Annotated in this window: 17 protein-coding genes and 1 pseudogene; 5 read left to right on the plus strand and 13 right to left on the minus strand. The window is 41.0% G+C overall.

All coding sequences use genetic code 11. The features are described from left to right. Positions 1-19: 19 nt before the first annotated feature. From ABMY45_RS05530 to ABMY45_RS05555, 6 genes are all read right to left on the minus strand, one after another. Positions 20-601, minus strand: coding sequence for a hypothetical protein (locus ABMY45_RS05530; RefSeq protein WP_206472433.1), 582 nt, complete (start codon positions 599-601; stop codon positions 20-22). Positions 602-659: 58 nt separating this feature from the next. Further along, positions 660-1,199 carry a hypothetical protein gene (locus ABMY45_RS05535; protein ID WP_248298709.1) on the minus strand — a complete coding sequence of 180 codons (540 nt, stop codon included), beginning with the start codon at positions 1,197-1,199 and terminating at the stop codon, positions 660-662. A gap of 2 nt (positions 1,200-1,201) precedes the next feature. Further along, a complete protein-coding gene (locus ABMY45_RS05540; RefSeq protein ID WP_206472432.1) occupies positions 1,202-1,519 on the minus strand; it encodes a hypothetical protein in 318 nt (105 codons plus the stop codon). Between the two features lie 128 nt (positions 1,520-1,647). Further along, positions 1,648-2,223: a hypothetical protein gene (locus ABMY45_RS05545; protein ID WP_158299159.1), complete on the minus strand. Its 576-nt coding sequence runs from the start codon at positions 2,221-2,223 to the stop codon at positions 1,648-1,650. A gap of 119 nt (positions 2,224-2,342) precedes the next feature. Next, a complete protein-coding gene (locus ABMY45_RS05550; RefSeq protein ID WP_349288562.1) occupies positions 2,343-3,014 on the minus strand; it encodes a hypothetical protein in 672 nt (223 codons plus the stop codon). Positions 3,015-3,155: 141 nt separating this feature from the next. Continuing rightward, complete coding sequence (locus ABMY45_RS05555) at positions 3,156-3,464, minus strand: helix-turn-helix transcriptional regulator (RefSeq protein WP_010604283.1); 309 nt, start codon at positions 3,462-3,464, stop codon at positions 3,156-3,158. A 283-nt stretch (positions 3,465-3,747) separates the two neighbouring features. On the opposite strand from ABMY45_RS05555, the gene ABMY45_RS05560 reads away from it, so the two are divergent. Then, positions 3,748-3,981: a hypothetical protein gene (locus ABMY45_RS05560; protein WP_010604282.1), complete on the plus strand. Its 234-nt coding sequence runs from the start codon at positions 3,748-3,750 to the stop codon at positions 3,979-3,981. Positions 3,982-4,056: 75 nt separating this feature from the next. Here the strand turns inward: ABMY45_RS05560 and ABMY45_RS05565 are convergent, their stop codons facing one another. The 7 genes from ABMY45_RS05565 to ABMY45_RS05595 all read right to left on the minus strand — a co-directional run bounded on the left by ABMY45_RS05565 (position 4,057) and on the right by ABMY45_RS05595 (position 13,981). After that, positions 4,057-4,932: an MBL fold metallo-hydrolase gene (locus ABMY45_RS05565; RefSeq protein WP_029215739.1), complete on the minus strand. Its 876-nt coding sequence runs from the start codon at positions 4,930-4,932 to the stop codon at positions 4,057-4,059. Between the two features lie 76 nt (positions 4,933-5,008). Then, positions 5,009-5,806 carry a transporter substrate-binding domain-containing protein gene (locus tag ABMY45_RS05570; protein WP_102058492.1) on the minus strand — a complete coding sequence of 266 codons (798 nt, stop codon included), beginning with the start codon at positions 5,804-5,806 and terminating at the stop codon, positions 5,009-5,011. 526 nt (positions 5,807-6,332) lie between these two features. Further along, a complete protein-coding gene (locus ABMY45_RS05575; protein ID WP_349288563.1) occupies positions 6,333-8,501 on the minus strand; it encodes a S9 family peptidase in 2,169 nt (722 codons plus the stop codon). 115 nt (positions 8,502-8,616) lie between these two features. Next, complete coding sequence (locus ABMY45_RS05580) at positions 8,617-10,569, minus strand: methyl-accepting chemotaxis protein (protein ID WP_349288564.1); 1,953 nt, start codon at positions 10,567-10,569, stop codon at positions 8,617-8,619. Between the two features lie 183 nt (positions 10,570-10,752). Beyond that, positions 10,753-12,081 (minus strand): sigma-54 dependent transcriptional regulator, encoded by a 1,329-nt coding sequence (locus ABMY45_RS05585; RefSeq protein WP_102058495.1) that lies wholly within the window; start codon positions 12,079-12,081, stop codon positions 10,753-10,755. After that, positions 12,078-12,614: a hypothetical protein gene (locus ABMY45_RS05590; protein ID WP_010604276.1), complete on the minus strand. Its 537-nt coding sequence runs from the start codon at positions 12,612-12,614 to the stop codon at positions 12,078-12,080. The genes ABMY45_RS05585 and ABMY45_RS05590 overlap by 4 nt, the downstream gene beginning before the upstream one ends. Then, positions 12,611-13,981: an ATP-binding protein gene (locus ABMY45_RS05595; protein WP_349288565.1), complete on the minus strand. Its 1,371-nt coding sequence runs from the start codon at positions 13,979-13,981 to the stop codon at positions 12,611-12,613. The genes ABMY45_RS05590 and ABMY45_RS05595 overlap by 4 nt, the downstream gene beginning before the upstream one ends. A 373-nt stretch (positions 13,982-14,354) precedes the next feature. Here ABMY45_RS05595 and ABMY45_RS05600 point away from each other — a divergent pair, with 373 nt between their 5' ends. The 4 genes and pseudogenes from ABMY45_RS05600 to ABMY45_RS05615 form a co-directional block, all read left to right on the plus strand. Further along, positions 14,355-14,576 carry an EF-hand domain-containing protein gene (locus ABMY45_RS05600; protein ID WP_010369619.1) on the plus strand — a complete coding sequence of 74 codons (222 nt, stop codon included), beginning with the start codon at positions 14,355-14,357 and terminating at the stop codon, positions 14,574-14,576. A 43-nt stretch (positions 14,577-14,619) separates the two neighbouring features. Continuing rightward, a complete protein-coding gene (locus tag ABMY45_RS05605; RefSeq protein WP_010604274.1) occupies positions 14,620-14,841 on the plus strand; it encodes a calmodulin in 222 nt (73 codons plus the stop codon). A gap of 65 nt (positions 14,842-14,906) precedes the next feature. Continuing rightward, positions 14,907-15,128: a calmodulin gene (locus ABMY45_RS05610; RefSeq protein ID WP_088533059.1), complete on the plus strand. Its 222-nt coding sequence runs from the start codon at positions 14,907-14,909 to the stop codon at positions 15,126-15,128. A 57-nt stretch (positions 15,129-15,185) separates the two neighbouring features. Continuing rightward, positions 15,186-15,322, plus strand: a pseudogene (locus ABMY45_RS05615) (EF-hand domain-containing protein); the annotation flags it as partial.

Here is a 15,322-nt window from a genome sequence, read left to right on the forward strand (position 1 = left end):
GCTTTTATCGAGCCTTTAACTACTTGTATCTGTTGATCTCGACTCGGATCACCCCATCTTCGGGCGTTGAATTAAAATAGAAGGGGTGATCTTGCCAGCGTTCATCACTCCCAAATATTTCACCAACAGCCGCTGCGGTTTCGATTGGTTCGTCTTTATTGATATATATATCCACTCTACAGGCCGTTTCACGGCAATCAATATTAGTTACGCGCAGCTTGTTTAGGATTTCGTTTTCCATGAAAAAATAATGAATTTGATCGGAAAATTCGAATGCCCAGGTTTCGTCTACAGATTGCTCGTTAAACCCTTTATCTTTTGAAGGCGTGATTGTTCTTTCGTCACTTTCTTTAGGTGTTTTAATTTCAGTATATTGGTTAGTGCTATTCTCATCTGCAAACTTACCATTAGGCTTTGGCTTGCTGATAGCTACTTCTTCGAGGTGTGGCTTTACATTGTCGGAAGCCTTAATGTTGCTGGAGAGAGCTGCGATACGCTCCTCCAAATTATCTCGCTCAAGCTCTAAGTCTGAGATTACCGTATTCAGATAGATAGAGTAAGCAGCTAATAAAATAGTCCCTATTGCTGTAAGGTATCGCATAGTAAATCCTTGTTTATTTTTTAATTATTATATTTTAATAGTTTTTTATATCATTCAGTCATGGTAAACGGAACTGAGCTAATAGTGTTTTAGCTTCTAAACTATCAAATTGCCCACCAATATGCAGTATGTGTTGGCTAGATTTGTTAAAGATAAAAAGCTCATCAAAACTACGAGTGTTGTTGGTCAGCGATACGGCCAGCCAGTCTCCAGTGTTAAATATGGCAATGTCGTTAGGTGATAGAAGCTCATGGACTTGATAGGCAATATTGTAATCAATGGCTGGCTTATCTTTGTTTTTCAATGCGATAAAATAAGACGCAAGATCAAGTTCATACTTGCTATGTAGACCACCGGTAATATTCTCAGCCGTTTGTAACTGAAAAATGAGTTCGCCATGCTCCGTTGTAACGGTGAACGAGGGTAACTCTGAATGAAGAATATTGAGATGAGTAACGTTTTGCTTGGGGATACAGAGCTTCACAGTACTAAATTCAAGCCAGTATGGTTCGTCTTGGCATTGTGGTTTAGGCCAGCTTTCTGCATAGCTAGAGGTGGGTAATAGCGCAAAAAGTACAATTGATAATAATAACTTCATTGTTACACTCCAAGAGAAGCTAGCTTCATTGGAGATGTATAATTTAATATCACCTTTTTCGCACACGAAAGCGATTGTTCTTCACTTAATTGACTAATAATACTTTGTGTAAAGTTTTTAGCGATCCAACCTATTGTTGCTTTAGCACCTGTTGGTTTAGACGCCGATTTTAAAGCGGTTCTGTACCGTCGCGTTTCTTCAATCATTTTACCAAATATTTCAGCGACTTTAGGGTTTACTTCACCTGAAAATTTTAAGTTAACGCCTGCACTTTTATCAAAGGCGTTAATGGCATCCTTGACTGATTTTTCTTCGTTCATTGGTCATCTCCTTTGTGAACCATATACATTCTTAAAGAAAACAGATAAGAGGTGAACTAATGCTGAACGAGGAGTTTGGGCTTAACGCTGGCAATAGATGATAACTAGATACCTAACAACAAAAGCCATTACGGCTTTTGTTGTTGATCTGTTTTATGTATTACCTCATCGCTGTCATCTTCATCATCGTCTTCCTGTTCGGGCCGTTGATTTTCTACAAAAATGGTGGCGAGTAAGATAGTTACAACACAAGAAAGTAGAATACTTTTTGCGTAGGGGTAACTTTTGTAAACCCAATTCCAGCTCCAGAAGGGCTTAGCCGTTGCCTCTGAGACGCCAAAGATATAATCCATATTTCTCAGTAAGTGCTCACCTAAAACAAGTAAATCCACCACGATAAAAGCTAAGTAGACACCATATAAAAGGATATCTGCATGAGTGGTGTAAATGTATTGCCATTTCTTTGGTTGAAAACGTTTAACAAATTGAAGCGAAAATCGAACTCGGTATTTAAGAATGTAAAAAACGATAAGATCTAGAATGAGAGCTGATAGATATATTAGGCTATTTACCTGATATGGTTGTTCGCCTGTTTCCAGAGTCGCGGAAAAAGTCGAGAATGTGTAATATTCAATAAGGAGAGTTGTCGAAATTAGTGCAACCAAATGCTTCATGTTTTCTTGATACTTAATGAGCAATGTCACAAGCAGCAAAACTCCAATGATTGCAAAGTGAATATGGTCGACAAACTTAATGTGAACGTATGATAGAAGAATTGAAAATACGACCAAAAAAAGTAAAAAATAGTTTGAGATATTCATCATTAAACCTGTGTTGTGAGAGCTGTTGGCGTAGTGCGATACGAGTTATACATTTCAACATTTTCCCCCTCTGCTCTAGGATCTTTTACTTGCGCGCCAGTACTCCCACCTACAATTTTTACCAGTTGTGTGGCATTTAAAGTATGTTGAGTCAATGCTGGAGCTGTTTTACCGCAGATTAGTTCTGCCGATCCAGATTGTTTTTGCTCCGCTCTTGGATCCTTTATCAGTGCACCAGTGCTTCCCCCTACAATTTTCGCCAGCTGTGTGGCATTTAAAGTATGTTGAGTCAATGCTGGAGCTGTTTTGCTGCGGATTAATTCCCCGTTTTTGTCGACTCCGCGTGGATCATCATTGTGATGCCCACCAGAGCCACCACTAACCTTATGCAGCTCTTGTGCACTAAGATTTAACGTTGCCGTATTGTTAATCTGTTTTCCTCGTGGATCTTTATAATGGTCTAAACCCGAACCACCCACTATTCGGTACAGTTGTGACTCCGCCATAGTATTACCGTTGCGATGGCACTGAGTTGCTACAGCGCTTTGTTTGTTTCGACTAGCGCCATTTACTAAGCGCACGCGAGTGCCTTGTTTTATTTTACTCACAAGCTGTTTTATCGTGATAAAGCAAAAGGTTAGTATGCCTGCTGTCACATTTTTGAATAGCTGCATGTTGATTTCCCTTCAGGATTATTTTCGGTGTTTTGGTTAGCACTACTCTATCGCGAAACGTCAAAAATGAGAATAACTTGTTGCTTATTTTGTAAACAAGTGAAACTAAAGATGTTGTATTAAAAGGTGGATGTTAACACACTAATCTTCCTGACCTTTTTGGTTTTTGCGCTTTTTTGCAGGAGAAGGGCTTTCTCGCCAGAGCTTTACGTCTTGCATCTTTGTGCGTAGGTCCATAAAGTAGTCTGTAATTGGATTAACATCCATACCACAGTATGTACTCCATTCTAAAAAGTACTCGAATGAAAATTTCCGAATACCTTTTTCATACTCTTCATAGGTTTGTCGCCGGATCCCTACTAAGTCAGCCATCTGCTGGGTGGTTTTATCAGCCGACATGCGCAGTCTTCGAAGATCATCACCTGTACACTTAAATCGGGTTCTGCCCACTCACTTAATCCTTTTTCACTCGGGCTCGCGGATATGCGAAAGTTAAATTTTAACGCCGTTACTGTTTCTATTTTGTAAAATTTGGATTGTAACCGCATGTACCAAATTTGCAAGCTTGTTTTGTTTTTATGTTGCTAAAATGATTTTATTTAAATGTAAGTTATTGAATAATGGTGTTTATTTAAATTTTTGTTGTGAATTTTTTTGTTCGACAGAATTTTCAGGCGAAGTTTTTGATAAGCTCAGCTTTATAGAATATCGGTTGGTGACAAAGGATTATTATATGGATTACTTACGTCAGTATAACGATCTTAATATTTATTATGAGGCGTTAAAAAAAGCAAGTAAGCAAGGCTCAGATGTGCCAGAGTCCACGGCTAAATGGTTAGCGTTAGTGGAGACCACACTATTTGAGCTACAAGAGCTTGCCTATATGGAGAAGGCATATATGCAAAAGTCTAAAACAATGAGTAATTTAGTCGACCTTGTTTATGCCAGTGCACCAACGATGGAGTAGTGTTTTTAAGCCAAGTATTTTCGGTGGAGGGGATGTGCATTACTGGCATCCCCTTTTTTAAAATAGGTTAGCAGTTTATTTTACTGGGGGCGATTTCAAACTGCGATAAAATAACGTGGTAACGCGCTCTTCTGGTAGCCAATTAGCATAGTTAAGATTAAGTATTTGTAGCGGACGCGCGGCTACAACTTCTTCCAAGCTTGTATTATTTTTCATTGCATCTAGCATAATCGTTTTCGCTTTTTGTAATAGTGCCAGATAATCTTGTAAATTTTGTTTATCTGTTACAGGGCCATGGCCTGGTATGACGGTGGTCTTGTCGCCTATTTTCTCTATCACATCTTGTACTGCTGCAATTATCCCGTTTAAGGAGCCGCCGCTGTCGACATCGACAAAAGGTAAGCTGCCTAAATTAAAATAGATATCGCCCATATGTACGGCATTTGCTCGGTCAAAAAAGATCACTGCATCGCCATCGGTATGGGCGTGATGATAATGCCACAAGTGAGCATGCTCTTGGTTAAAGTGGAGCTTCATATCACTGCCAAATGTCAAGGTTGGCAAGTAGTCAGAACCGTCACCATGTTTTTGTTCTAACCGCTTGTATACATTGTGATGCGCGATAACATGGCTGCCCGCTTGTGCGAAATTTTCGTTGCCTCCTGTATGGTCGCCATGATGATGGGTATTAATAACAAACTCAGGTGCATTGGGTTGGATTGTTTTGATTTTTGCTTTAATTTGTTCACTGAGTTTAGCGAACTGATCATCGACGATATAAACGCCATCTGAGCCCGAACTTATGGCAATATTACCGCCTTGCCCAAATAGCACATGAAGGCCCCTTGCAACCTCTTGCAACTTAAACTCAACGTCATCAGCTTGTGCGTTTGAAATGTTTATCAATCCAAGCGCGATCGCAGTGAATGAATTTCTTACTAATTTAATCATGATCCATCCTTTTTGTTCTATTTTTTGTTTATTTCTATAAAGCAGTGGCTTAAGGTGTTTTATCATGCGTGCAGATTCATTCGTCTGCCGCTGCTGCGTTGTCTATTACCTGCCTCAATGCTGCATCCATCTTCAGGATAAAATCTTGTTTAAATGGATATTTTTCTTCAAACCCTTTCAAGTACCCAATGTGGGCAGTGCGACGCATTACTATTTTATCTTCAACAATATTACTGGTGTTTAAACTTGGTGTTATCTGCGACATTTTATTAATACCAAGTAAAGTGGAAAGCCGATCATTGACGTAACAATCAACGCGCCCACGTGCGAGCTTTTCGATATTTGAACGTGTGCTTTTGTTTTCCCAAAGTTGAATAAGTCCTTGTTTTTGCGCTTCCATTAGGCTTTCATCTAAGATGATATAACCGGCATTAATGCCAATATTAAGTACTCTTTCTGGTTTTACATGAGGCAAGTGCTTTAAGGTGATCCCTTGATTGCAAAAGGCAACCACCACCTCTTCTTGAAGGGGAATGGAATACGGCCAGATATAGGGGCGTTTTTTGATATGAATATAAGGTGGCATTAATGCCATTGCTTCGCCGGATGCCATTGAGGAAACGCCTCGCTTCCATGGTACCGCTTGCAAGTTAACTTGATATTCATGACTCAGCAAACGCGCTGCTTGCTTTACAATATCGACATAGATGCCATAAAGCTCGCCGTTAATTTGATAACTATAAGGCGGATAAGCATCGTCGACCAAAATGGTTACCTTGATAGGTGCTGAGTATTCAGGTTTATGGGGAACGGCGTTAGATAAGAGCGGCAGAAAAATACAGCAGCAAATAAAAACCAAGCGAAATAAATTCATTTTTCACTTATGTACGTAGTAGTCATTTTTTAAATATAGCCAACAAATAGCGAGTTTGTTAGGTGAGGGTACTAAACTTGTGTTATGGAGAGCTTAGGCTATAAATGCCTAATATTTAATATGCTTCATTGTTGCTTGATTGAAGCACTTAGGTATTGACACTGCTAAAGTATATTTAACCTGAGCTGCGGATAATTAATGCCTTTCTAGCAGCCAGTTTTAGCGCTAACTGCGTTGAATTCACTTCCAATAGCAAGCTATTGGTGCGTAAATTCGCCTTGCCTACAGGATGTAGGTACCTTAGCGAGAGCAGGACGCGGAAGCGGTGTTTTCCCTAAAACTCTCTGGCTAGACAAGGAAAAAACTAAGTTGTGCTTTAGCAACAATGAGTTGGAACATTCCTTATCCAAACCTCAGGTTATTTAGATCTTTTTAGGGCAGATGTGTACTAAAGAAAGTTAGTTGAATAGTTTAGCAAGAGGTAGTCAAAGGAGGCAGAAGCCTCCTTGTATGATCCGACCGTTGACTACAGTTTATTTTCAGCGAGTGCGATAAAGAAACTATAACTTAATGCGACATCGTGGATACGCTTAAAGCGACCAGACGCACCACCGTGGCCGGCTTCCATATCAGTTTTTAGCAGCAGTAGATTATCATCTGTTTTGTATTCGCGTAGCTTAGCGACCCATTTCGCAGGCTCGAAGTACTGCACCTGAGAATCATGCAAACCCGTGGTTACAAGCAGGTTTGGATATGCTTGGGCTTTAACTTGATCGTAAGGTGAGTAAGACAGCATGTAATCAAAATACGTCTTCTCATTTGGGTTGCCCCATTCGTCGTACTCATTTGTGGTCAGCGGTAGCGTTTCGTCCAGCATGGTATTGATCACGTCAACAAATGGTACAGCTGCATGTACACCATCGTATAGTTCCGGCGCTTGGTTAATGACTGCACCCATTAATAGGCCACCTGCGCTGCCACCTCTGGCATAAATACGTGAAGCATCACCATATTTTTGCTCAACGAGTGCTTTTGTGACATCAACAAAGTCGTTAAAGGTGTTCTTTTTATTTAATTTTTTGCCGTTATCATACCAAGGACGGCCAAGCGTTTCTGAACCACGAATATGCGCAATAGCATAGACAAAACCACGATCTAAAAGGCTTAAACGGCTTATAGAGAAAGTTGGCTCAACATTAGAACCGTATGAACCATAACCGTATTGTAGTAGCGGGTTAGAACCATCTTGCTTAAACTTATCTTTACGATAAACAATTGAAACTGGTACTTTTATGCCGTCACGTGCGGTGACAAAAATACGTTCAGATTGGTAGTTTTCAGGTGCAAAGTCACCCAATACTTTGTCTTGCTTTAATAGTGTTTTGTCCAAACTAGCAAGGTCGACATCATACACAGAAGCCGGGGTCGTCATACTCTGATAACCAATTCTTACTGCGCCTGCGTCTAAATTTGCATTACCAGTTAAATACACTGCGTAAGCCGGGTCGTTAAAGGTTAAACGCTTGCTTTCGTTATTATCTAAATTTAATACGGTGATTTGGCTAAGGCCATTTTCACGCGTTTCGTAAACAAGGTGCTGATTAAATAGCTCAAAGCTATCTAGTTTTGCATCGGCATTGTGCGGTACAACGGTTTGCCATTTTGAAATATCACTTGCATCACTGGCTTTAACGCGCATCAGCTTAAAGTTTACGGCATCTTTATTGGTGTGGATGTAATACCAGTCGCCAAGTTTAGCAATGCTATATTCATGACCACTTTCTCTTGGAATAAAGCGCTCAGGAGTTGCTTCTGCATTATCTGCGTCTAGTAAAGAAACACCTGATGCCTCGGTGCTGGAGTGGTGAATGTATATTTTGCTCTTGTCTTTACTCTTTGAGATATAGGTGTAATAGCTGTTATCTTTTTCTTCGTAAATCAGTTCATCTGTGCTTTGCGCTGTGCCTAGAGTATGACGGAATACTTGATAACCGAGCAAAGTAACCGGATCTTTTTTGATGTAATAGATGGTCTTGTTATCGTTCGCCCAAACGATAGGGCCTGACGCACCTTCGATTGTATCGTCCAGTAACTTACCTGTTGTTAAATCTTTGATTCGGATAGTATAAATTCGACGACTTACTGTATCTTCAGCAAAAGCTAATAGATTTTCGTTGGTTGAAACGGAAATACCACCGACACCGTAGTAGTTTTGACCTTCAGCGCGGATATTCGCATCAAAGATAGCTTCCGCATTTTTACCATCTTTGTGTTCACTGCGGTAATAAGTGAAGTATTCTTTGTCACCCTCAGTGGCACTAAAATAATAATAACTGCCGTTTAGTACCGGCACGCTGCGGTCATCTTTAACCACTTTGTTCTTTATTTCTTCAAATAAGGTTTGTTGTAGTTGCTCTGTGTTTACGAGCTTGCTGTCGGTATAGGCATTTTCTTTGGTTAAGTGTGACAGCACCTTTTCATTGCTTCTAGTATCGTCTCGTAGCCAGTGATAATTATCGACAAGTTCTTGACCGTGAATGGTCGTCTTGTGTGGGATCTTTTCTGCAACTGGCGCCACAACGGCTGCGGACTGTTCTGCTTTAACGTCAGATGTTGCGTTTTGAGATGGCGCTTCTTGACAACCAAGTACCGCAACCAAAGATGCTGCTACTAATGTAAATTTAAATTTCTTCATTTTTATTCTTCTGTAATAAATCAATCCATCGAGTCTATCTAGTTCTTATTATAAGGACAACTAATTGAGACGATATTTTGTAACAATTGCAAAAAACAAGATATTAGTTTTCTATTCAGTCAATATCAAAGCGGCCAACCAAACGCTCTAAGTCTTTGGCTAAGCTAACTAATTGGTCAGCACCTGCGTTTAATGCTGCCGTTTCTTCTCCGACTTGTCGTACGGAAACATCCACCGAGTCAATCAAACGTCTAGTGTGGCCTGCATTTTCTCCTTGTAATGAGGCTTGTGACGCTATATTTGAAACCGAAGTTTTAATTCTTGACACTGCCTGAGCGATATCAGTAAACGCTTGCTGAGCGCTTTGTGATTGTTTGATAGCTGTCTCAGACTCGCCTACGCTCGACGTCATTTGGGCCGATACGGTCCTCGTTTGTGCGATGAGGTTAGTTAACACTTGCTCTATTTCCTGTGTGGCGTCATGTGAGCGCTGCGCAAGCGTTCTTACCTCATCAGCAACCACTGCAAAGCCCCGACCTTGTTCACCTGCACGGGCAGCCTCAATCGCTGCATTTAATGCCAAAAGATTAGTTTGCTCTGCGATAGAACGGATCACCCCTAAAATATTAGTGATATCTTGGCTTTCACTTTCGAGTTGGTTCATGGCGTTGGCGGACTCAGCCAACGAATGATTAAGCCTCGCAACCTGCGATACGGTACTTTCTATTGTGCTGTTACCACGCTGAGCGTGATCGTCCGCAGTGACGACATCCTCCAAAGTATGACTGCAGCTTTCACTAATTTCGGTGGCAAGCTGCTCCACGGTTTCGGTAGTCGTAGTCGCGCTGGCGGAGTCTTCAGCCTGCGTATGGCATTGATTACGGATGTCGTTGATACTTTTTTGTGATCCTAACGCGGCATCATTCAATGTCGAGGCATTGCTTTGAATATCTTTTACGAGCGAATTAATTGAGTCCAAAAATTTATTAAACCACGCGGCCAGTTCCCCAATTTCATCGTGGGTGACGACTTTTAAACGTTTAGAAAGATTGCCTTCACCTTGTGCTATCTCTTTTAAGCCTTCAGACACCATTTCAATAGGTTCAACTATCTTATTGGCAAGCGTTATTGCAATGATAATAAACAGAATTACCATGATGAACGCGATAATAGTGATACTAATCGTCATATCGTAAGCTGAAGCCAAGATTTCATCTTCATCAATCACCGCGATAAATTGCCAGCCAAGAGTGTCGGAGCGATAAATCTTAGCGTCATAGGTTTTGTTATCAGTTTCAATGGTAAGGTAGGGTTCGTTTGTGGCGCTTCGTATAGCCTCGTAGAGTGGGCTAGTGAGATCTTTAATGTGTTTAAAGTTGTTATTTTTATTTTTAGGATCGGCAAGTACAGTGCCGTCGGCATCAAGGAGGATTAAATACCCAGACTCCCCAAGACGAATATTGCTAACAATATCGGTCAGTGTAGCGAGTGTTACATCTAATGATTGCACGCCAATCACTTTGCCATCATGCTTTATACCTGTGGCAACCGAGACCATGGCTTGCCCCGTTACCCCTTGATAAGGCTCGGTAAGGATAACTTTGCTTGGATCTTTTGAAGCATTTTGATACCAAGGGCGTTTTCTTGGATCGTAATCGCCAAGGGGCTCTGCAGGATACTGAATAAAACCACCGGAACCAGTGCCAAGATACACAAACAGTAATTCTTCATGGGTTTGCCCAAATGCGCGGTAAAGCTCAAAAATATTGGCTTCTGTTTGACCGTTTTGTAGCGGGGTCATGGGCTTCTCTGCACCAAAATAAGTAGTGGTATCTTGGCTTACTTGCTGCACGGCCTTAGACTCGGCGAGGAAGCGTGCATTTTTCTTCATCTGCTCAAAAAACAGTACAAAAGACTGTTCGGCTTGCCGTATCTCATTGCCGGAAGCATCAAGAAATTTATCGAGAGAGTCACTTTTGGTCTGAGAAATGCTGACCACAGAAATCGCTAAAATAGGAATGATCACAGTGAGAACAAAGCTAATAATGAGCTTTTTGCGCATTTTCATACAGACAACCCTTAACTATCCGAGTGTTTTTATTATGCTCCTAGGAGGAGCGCATATTCTCAGGGCAAAATCTGAGCCACGGGTGTGGCTCGTTCAAATCCGTATTATAAACACTTTGCAGTGGTAAATTTGACCAATCAACGCGCTTCAGAAATTAAAACTAATTTTACCCCTCTAATAGGTTTAGCATTGGATCTCATGTTTTTTAAGTAATTTGTAAAAATCAGAGCGATTACGTTGCGCAAGTTTTGCAGCTTCCGATACATTCCCTTCGCAAAGCGCCAGTACTTTTTGGATGTAGTCATACTCAAATTGGCGTTTTGCTTCATTTAACCCCGTAAACGCATTCTGCTCTTTATCCTTAGGCAGGGCTTTTTGTACGATATCTTCAGTGATCATTTTACCCGGAGTAATAGCAACACAGTGCTCTACGATATTATGGAGCTGACGGATGTTACCCGGCCAATGATAATTCAGCAAATGCGTAATACTTTGTTGGTTAAATTGCTTTTCGCCATCGCTAAGTGCACTTAAGAAGCGTGATGCAAGTAATGGAATATCTTCCAATCTCTCTCTTAGACTTGGGATTTCAACAGATACCACGTTTAAGCGATAGTATAAATCTTCACGAAATTGCTTTTCGGCAACGGCGCTTTGAATGTTCTTGTGGCTTGCAGAGACAAAACGAACATTGACCTTATGCTCGGTTTGGCCGCCCACAGGACGAACGGTTCGTTCTTGTAAAACACGCAGTAGCTTAACTTGCAAATCAAGCGGCATATCACCAATTTCGTCGAGGAATAGGGTGCCACCATCTGCTGCTTGTACTAAGCCTTCTTTGTCGCTCACCGCGCCGGTAAACGCGCCTTTTTTATGGCCGAATAGTTCAGACTCCAACAGGTGAGCGGGCATTGCGCCACAGTTAATTGCAATAAATGGGCCCTGCGCTTGGTTACTGGCCAAATGGATTGCTTTTGCTGTCACTTCTTTACCGGTACCGCTCTCGCCTTGGATGAGAATGTTTGCGTTACTGCTGGCAAGTGCTTGAATTTGTTGTACCAATTGACGCATTGCGGCACTTTGGAATAACAACCCATGGAAGTTATTTGGATCCGAAGTTTGTGCGGTTCTTACTTTTCCTGCAAGCGCCTCATTGATGACATCGAGCATTTGCTGAGAGTCAATGGGTTTGGTTAAAAAGCTCACAAAGCCTTGCTGCATGGCGTCAACAGCGTCAGGAATCGAACCGTGAGCGGTCATCATCACAACGGGCATGCCGGTATAATACTTCTTTATTTGCTCATTAAGTTCAAAGCCATTCATGTGCGCCATTTTCAAGTCGGTGATGACCAAGTCGATAGGCATTTGCTTGAGGATATTTAACGCTTGCGTACCGCGATGAGCTACTTCAACGTCGTAGCCGTGGCTTTCTAAACGCATGGCCAGTAGCTCGGTTAAAGATGTATCGTCATCCACTAAAAGTAACTTTGCGCCCTGTTGTGTTTGACTCATAGTGAATCCTCCTCAAGTGATGGGTTTTCAGAAAGATCGGTTTCTAAACGTTGTTTTTCTATGTCGGCAAGCTTTTGTTTCAGCTCGGCAAGCTGCTTTTGGGTTTGTAACAATTGCTCTTGGTGCTGTTGCGCCTTATTGTCAGAGTAATAATTACTGATTTTTTGCTCACGAAGGCTTTGGGTATGCCAAGCTAACGACTCAAACCAAATGTTGTAATCTTCTGGCCAGTAATCTTGTAGTTTTACTTCTTCAATGGCTTTAAGTTGCTTGGTTGTTGAGTCTGTACCGCAATAGGTGTGAATAAAGCCTTGTAAGTGCAGCGCACCTTTATAGTAATCGTTAAATGTCACGTTATGTTTTTTAGCGCACTGGCTGACTAAGGCTTTGATCACCTCAGCTAAAGGCACAAATTTAGCGCTGGTTTCTGTTTTTACAGGGCCAATAAACTGCTTTGTTTGCTCGACCTTTTGCTCTGTTGTGGCACAACCACTGAGCAAAAATAGCGTGATACTTAATGCGATGTATTTCATTTTGGATCCCTTTTTGGAAAGGCGACTTGAATACTGGCGCCAGATTCTACTGATAGCCATTTCACATCGCCTTTTAATTGCTTCACACACTCAGAGACAATGGCTAAACCTAAGCCACTACCATTATTATTTTTATTTTTCTCACCACGAACAAACGGCTGGAATAATGAATCGGCCTCATTGACGTCGATGCCATCACCATCGTCACGGACTATCAGCAATACATCACCATTTCGCTCTTCAATTGAAATAGTGACATTGCTTTTAGCATGATCGATGGCATTGCTCACTAACTGAGTTAACACTAATTTGCACGGAAGATAAGGCACTTTTAGCTCATCATGATTTTGCCAGTTCACTATCACATCAGTCTTTCCTAGCTTATCGCTAAGATGCTTAGAGACTTCCTCTTGGATAAGATTCATTTCGGCGTCGTGATGTAGGCTATCGGGGTGACTGGCTGCACTATAGCTGAGCAAATCATCGATCAATGAGCCAAGCTTTGCAACAGAGTTTTCCATAATGATGAGAATACGTTGTTGTTTTGGATTAACAGCTCCAAGCAATCCACTATTTAATAAGCTGCTTCCTTCGTTTAGCGATGCTAAAGGGGTTTTAAGCTCATGAGTAACATGGCGCAAGAAGGTTTCTTTTTGTTGTTGAATACGCTTAAGTTCGAGCCTTAACCAATTTAGCCTGTCACCCAATTGCTGCAATTCATGACTGCCAGAGAGTTCAACCGACTTATCAAAATTACCTTTACCTACCTCAGATACCGCAGATTCTACCTGATTAAGTTGCTGACAAATCCGGTTGATCAAAAAGATGCTGATCACGATAAGGGTGGGTAGCAAGATAACGAGACCAAACATAAACCATGTTTGCAGCTGCACGAAATGGGATTCTTGATCTGATAAGCGCTTATTAAGTGTTTGTTGAAAGCTTTCCTCGAATTGATTAAGCACCTTAACCAATTGTTGGAACTCTTCAGCTTTTGAAGTGGCATTGATTTCATCTGGCGCGAATTGTCGCCATTTAGCAACAAACAGCGAGTCGGGTAGATTTATTTTTAATAATTGAATGCGTTTTTTGGTATTTTGCCACTTCTGCTCGATGCTTTCTTGCAGTGTTTCACTTTGCAGCAGCTGATTATTTTGCAGTGCTTTTTCAAGCGCACTGATATCTGCTTTCACAAAATTGTATTCAAGAATAAGTTTTTGATTTTTATTATAAATATCCTGTGTTTTTTGTTGGTTTTTGGACAGTGCCTGGGCGTACCACAAAGTCAATGTGAGTATTGGAAGCACACCAATAAACATGGCAATAAGTGCCTGTTTTTGTAATGACTGAGAAAAAATTTTTTTCACGATGCTAAATCCTTAAAAAGGGTGCACAAATTTCAATCAAATGGTGTTGCGAGATTTGCAAAATTTTCTACCCAAAAATTTACCTGTTGCAAAGCTGCGACAATCTAACTTTAAGAAAAATAAAGACTTTTTATTTTTCGCTTTTTTAACTGTTGCCATTTAGCAACAGCCAGCCTTAATCCAACCTTAATCTTTTTAAGTGATTTAACTTAACTCATTGATAAATGGTATTTTTTCAATGTTGGCATCAAAGTTGGAATAGTTATCTCGAAAGCGAAAAACGAAACGCAAAAACAAATGCAAAATCAGTTTTAGCTTTAACAGCAAAATGTTTAACACAGAATTTAGTTTTTAATCTTACGAGGAAAGCACGATGAAAAATTTAGCAATCGCAGTATCAGCAGCAGTAATGACTTTGGCATCAGTAGGTGCACACGCAAACACGGATTTCGACAAATTAGACATGAATGGTGACGGTTACATCTCTATTGAAGAAGCAAAAGCAGATGAAGGCCTTCTTGCTCAATTCAACGAGCTAGACGCTGACCAAGACGGTCAACTAAGCCAAGCAGAATTTGATAACTACGAAGGTTAATTCGCCCAGTTATCGCATCACTTTAATCGTTTAGGAGAAGATTATGAAAAATTTACTAGCAGCACTTTCAATTACAGGTATGACATTAGTTTCAGCATCGGCAATGGCGATGGATGACTTCGAAAAGTACGACACAGATGGCAGCGGCACGATCAGCATGAGTGAGGCGCAGGTTAACCCTAAGTTAGCTGAGCAATTCAAGACACTTGATGTTGACGGTAACGGCGAGCTAAGCGAGTCAGAGTACGAGCACTTTGAAGGCTAATTTGAAAGTTTGGTATCGGTGAGTCTTCGGACTCTCCGCCAAGACTAAATTTTAAGGAGAATATGATGAAAAATCTATTAGTAGCAGTTTCCCTAGCGGGTCTATCAATGGCATCAGTTAATGCGATAGCTGGTGACGACTTCGCTAAATACGATGCCGATGGTAGTGGCACAATCAGCATGAGCGAAGCGAAAGTAAATCCCAATCTTGTTGAGCAATTTACTCAGCTAGACGGTAACGCTGACGGCGAGTTAAGTGAATCAGAATTCGCAAATTTTAAAGGCTAATCAATAGCCCTCCAATTTTATAAAACGAACAGTATTTAAATTTTTGAGGAATAAACGATGAAAAACGTACTAATTGCACTTTCAATCACAGGTTTATCTTTCGCGTCTGTTAATGCAATGGCGGGTGAAGACTTCGCAGCGCTAGATACAGATCAAAGCGGCACAATCAGCATGAGTGAAGCACAAGCGCATAC

The sequence above is a fragment of the Pseudoalteromonas sp. XMcav11-Q genome, from assembly GCF_040104525.1.
In the GTDB taxonomy this organism is placed as follows: domain Bacteria; phylum Pseudomonadota; class Gammaproteobacteria; order Enterobacterales; family Alteromonadaceae; genus Pseudoalteromonas.

Excerpts from the sequence above, each read along its gene's own strand:
- ABMY45_RS05530 (WP_206472433.1), bottom strand. The coding sequence starts at position 601 with ATGCGATACCTTACAGCAATAGGGACTATTTTATTAGCTGCTTACTCT.
- ABMY45_RS05535 (WP_248298709.1), bottom strand. The coding sequence starts at position 1,199 with ATGAAGTTATTATTATCAATTGTACTTTTTGCGCTATTACCCACCTCT.
- ABMY45_RS05540 (WP_206472432.1), bottom strand. The coding sequence starts at position 1,519 with ATGAACGAAGAAAAATCAGTCAAGGATGCCATTAACGCCTTTGATAAA.
- ABMY45_RS05550 (WP_349288562.1), bottom strand. The coding sequence starts at position 3,014 with ATGCAGCTATTCAAAAATGTGACAGCAGGCATACTAACCTTTTGCTTT.
- ABMY45_RS05560 (WP_010604282.1), top strand. The coding sequence starts at position 3,748 with ATGGATTACTTACGTCAGTATAACGATCTTAATATTTATTATGAGGCG.
- ABMY45_RS05565 (WP_029215739.1), bottom strand. The coding sequence starts at position 4,932 with ATGATTAAATTAGTAAGAAATTCATTCACTGCGATCGCGCTTGGATTG.
- ABMY45_RS05570 (WP_102058492.1), bottom strand. The coding sequence starts at position 5,806 with ATGAATTTATTTCGCTTGGTTTTTATTTGCTGCTGTATTTTTCTGCCG.
- ABMY45_RS05575 (WP_349288563.1), bottom strand. The coding sequence starts at position 8,501 with ATGAAGAAATTTAAATTTACATTAGTAGCAGCATCTTTGGTTGCGGTA.
- ABMY45_RS05580 (WP_349288564.1), bottom strand. The coding sequence starts at position 10,569 with ATGAAAATGCGCAAAAAGCTCATTATTAGCTTTGTTCTCACTGTGATC.
- ABMY45_RS05585 (WP_102058495.1), bottom strand. The coding sequence starts at position 12,081 with ATGAGTCAAACACAACAGGGCGCAAAGTTACTTTTAGTGGATGACGAT.
- ABMY45_RS05590 (WP_010604276.1), bottom strand. The coding sequence starts at position 12,614 with ATGAAATACATCGCATTAAGTATCACGCTATTTTTGCTCAGTGGTTGT.
- ABMY45_RS05600 (WP_010369619.1), top strand. The coding sequence starts at position 14,355 with ATGAAAAATTTAGCAATCGCAGTATCAGCAGCAGTAATGACTTTGGCA.
- ABMY45_RS05605 (WP_010604274.1), top strand. The coding sequence starts at position 14,620 with ATGAAAAATTTACTAGCAGCACTTTCAATTACAGGTATGACATTAGTT.
- ABMY45_RS05610 (WP_088533059.1), top strand. The coding sequence starts at position 14,907 with ATGAAAAATCTATTAGTAGCAGTTTCCCTAGCGGGTCTATCAATGGCA.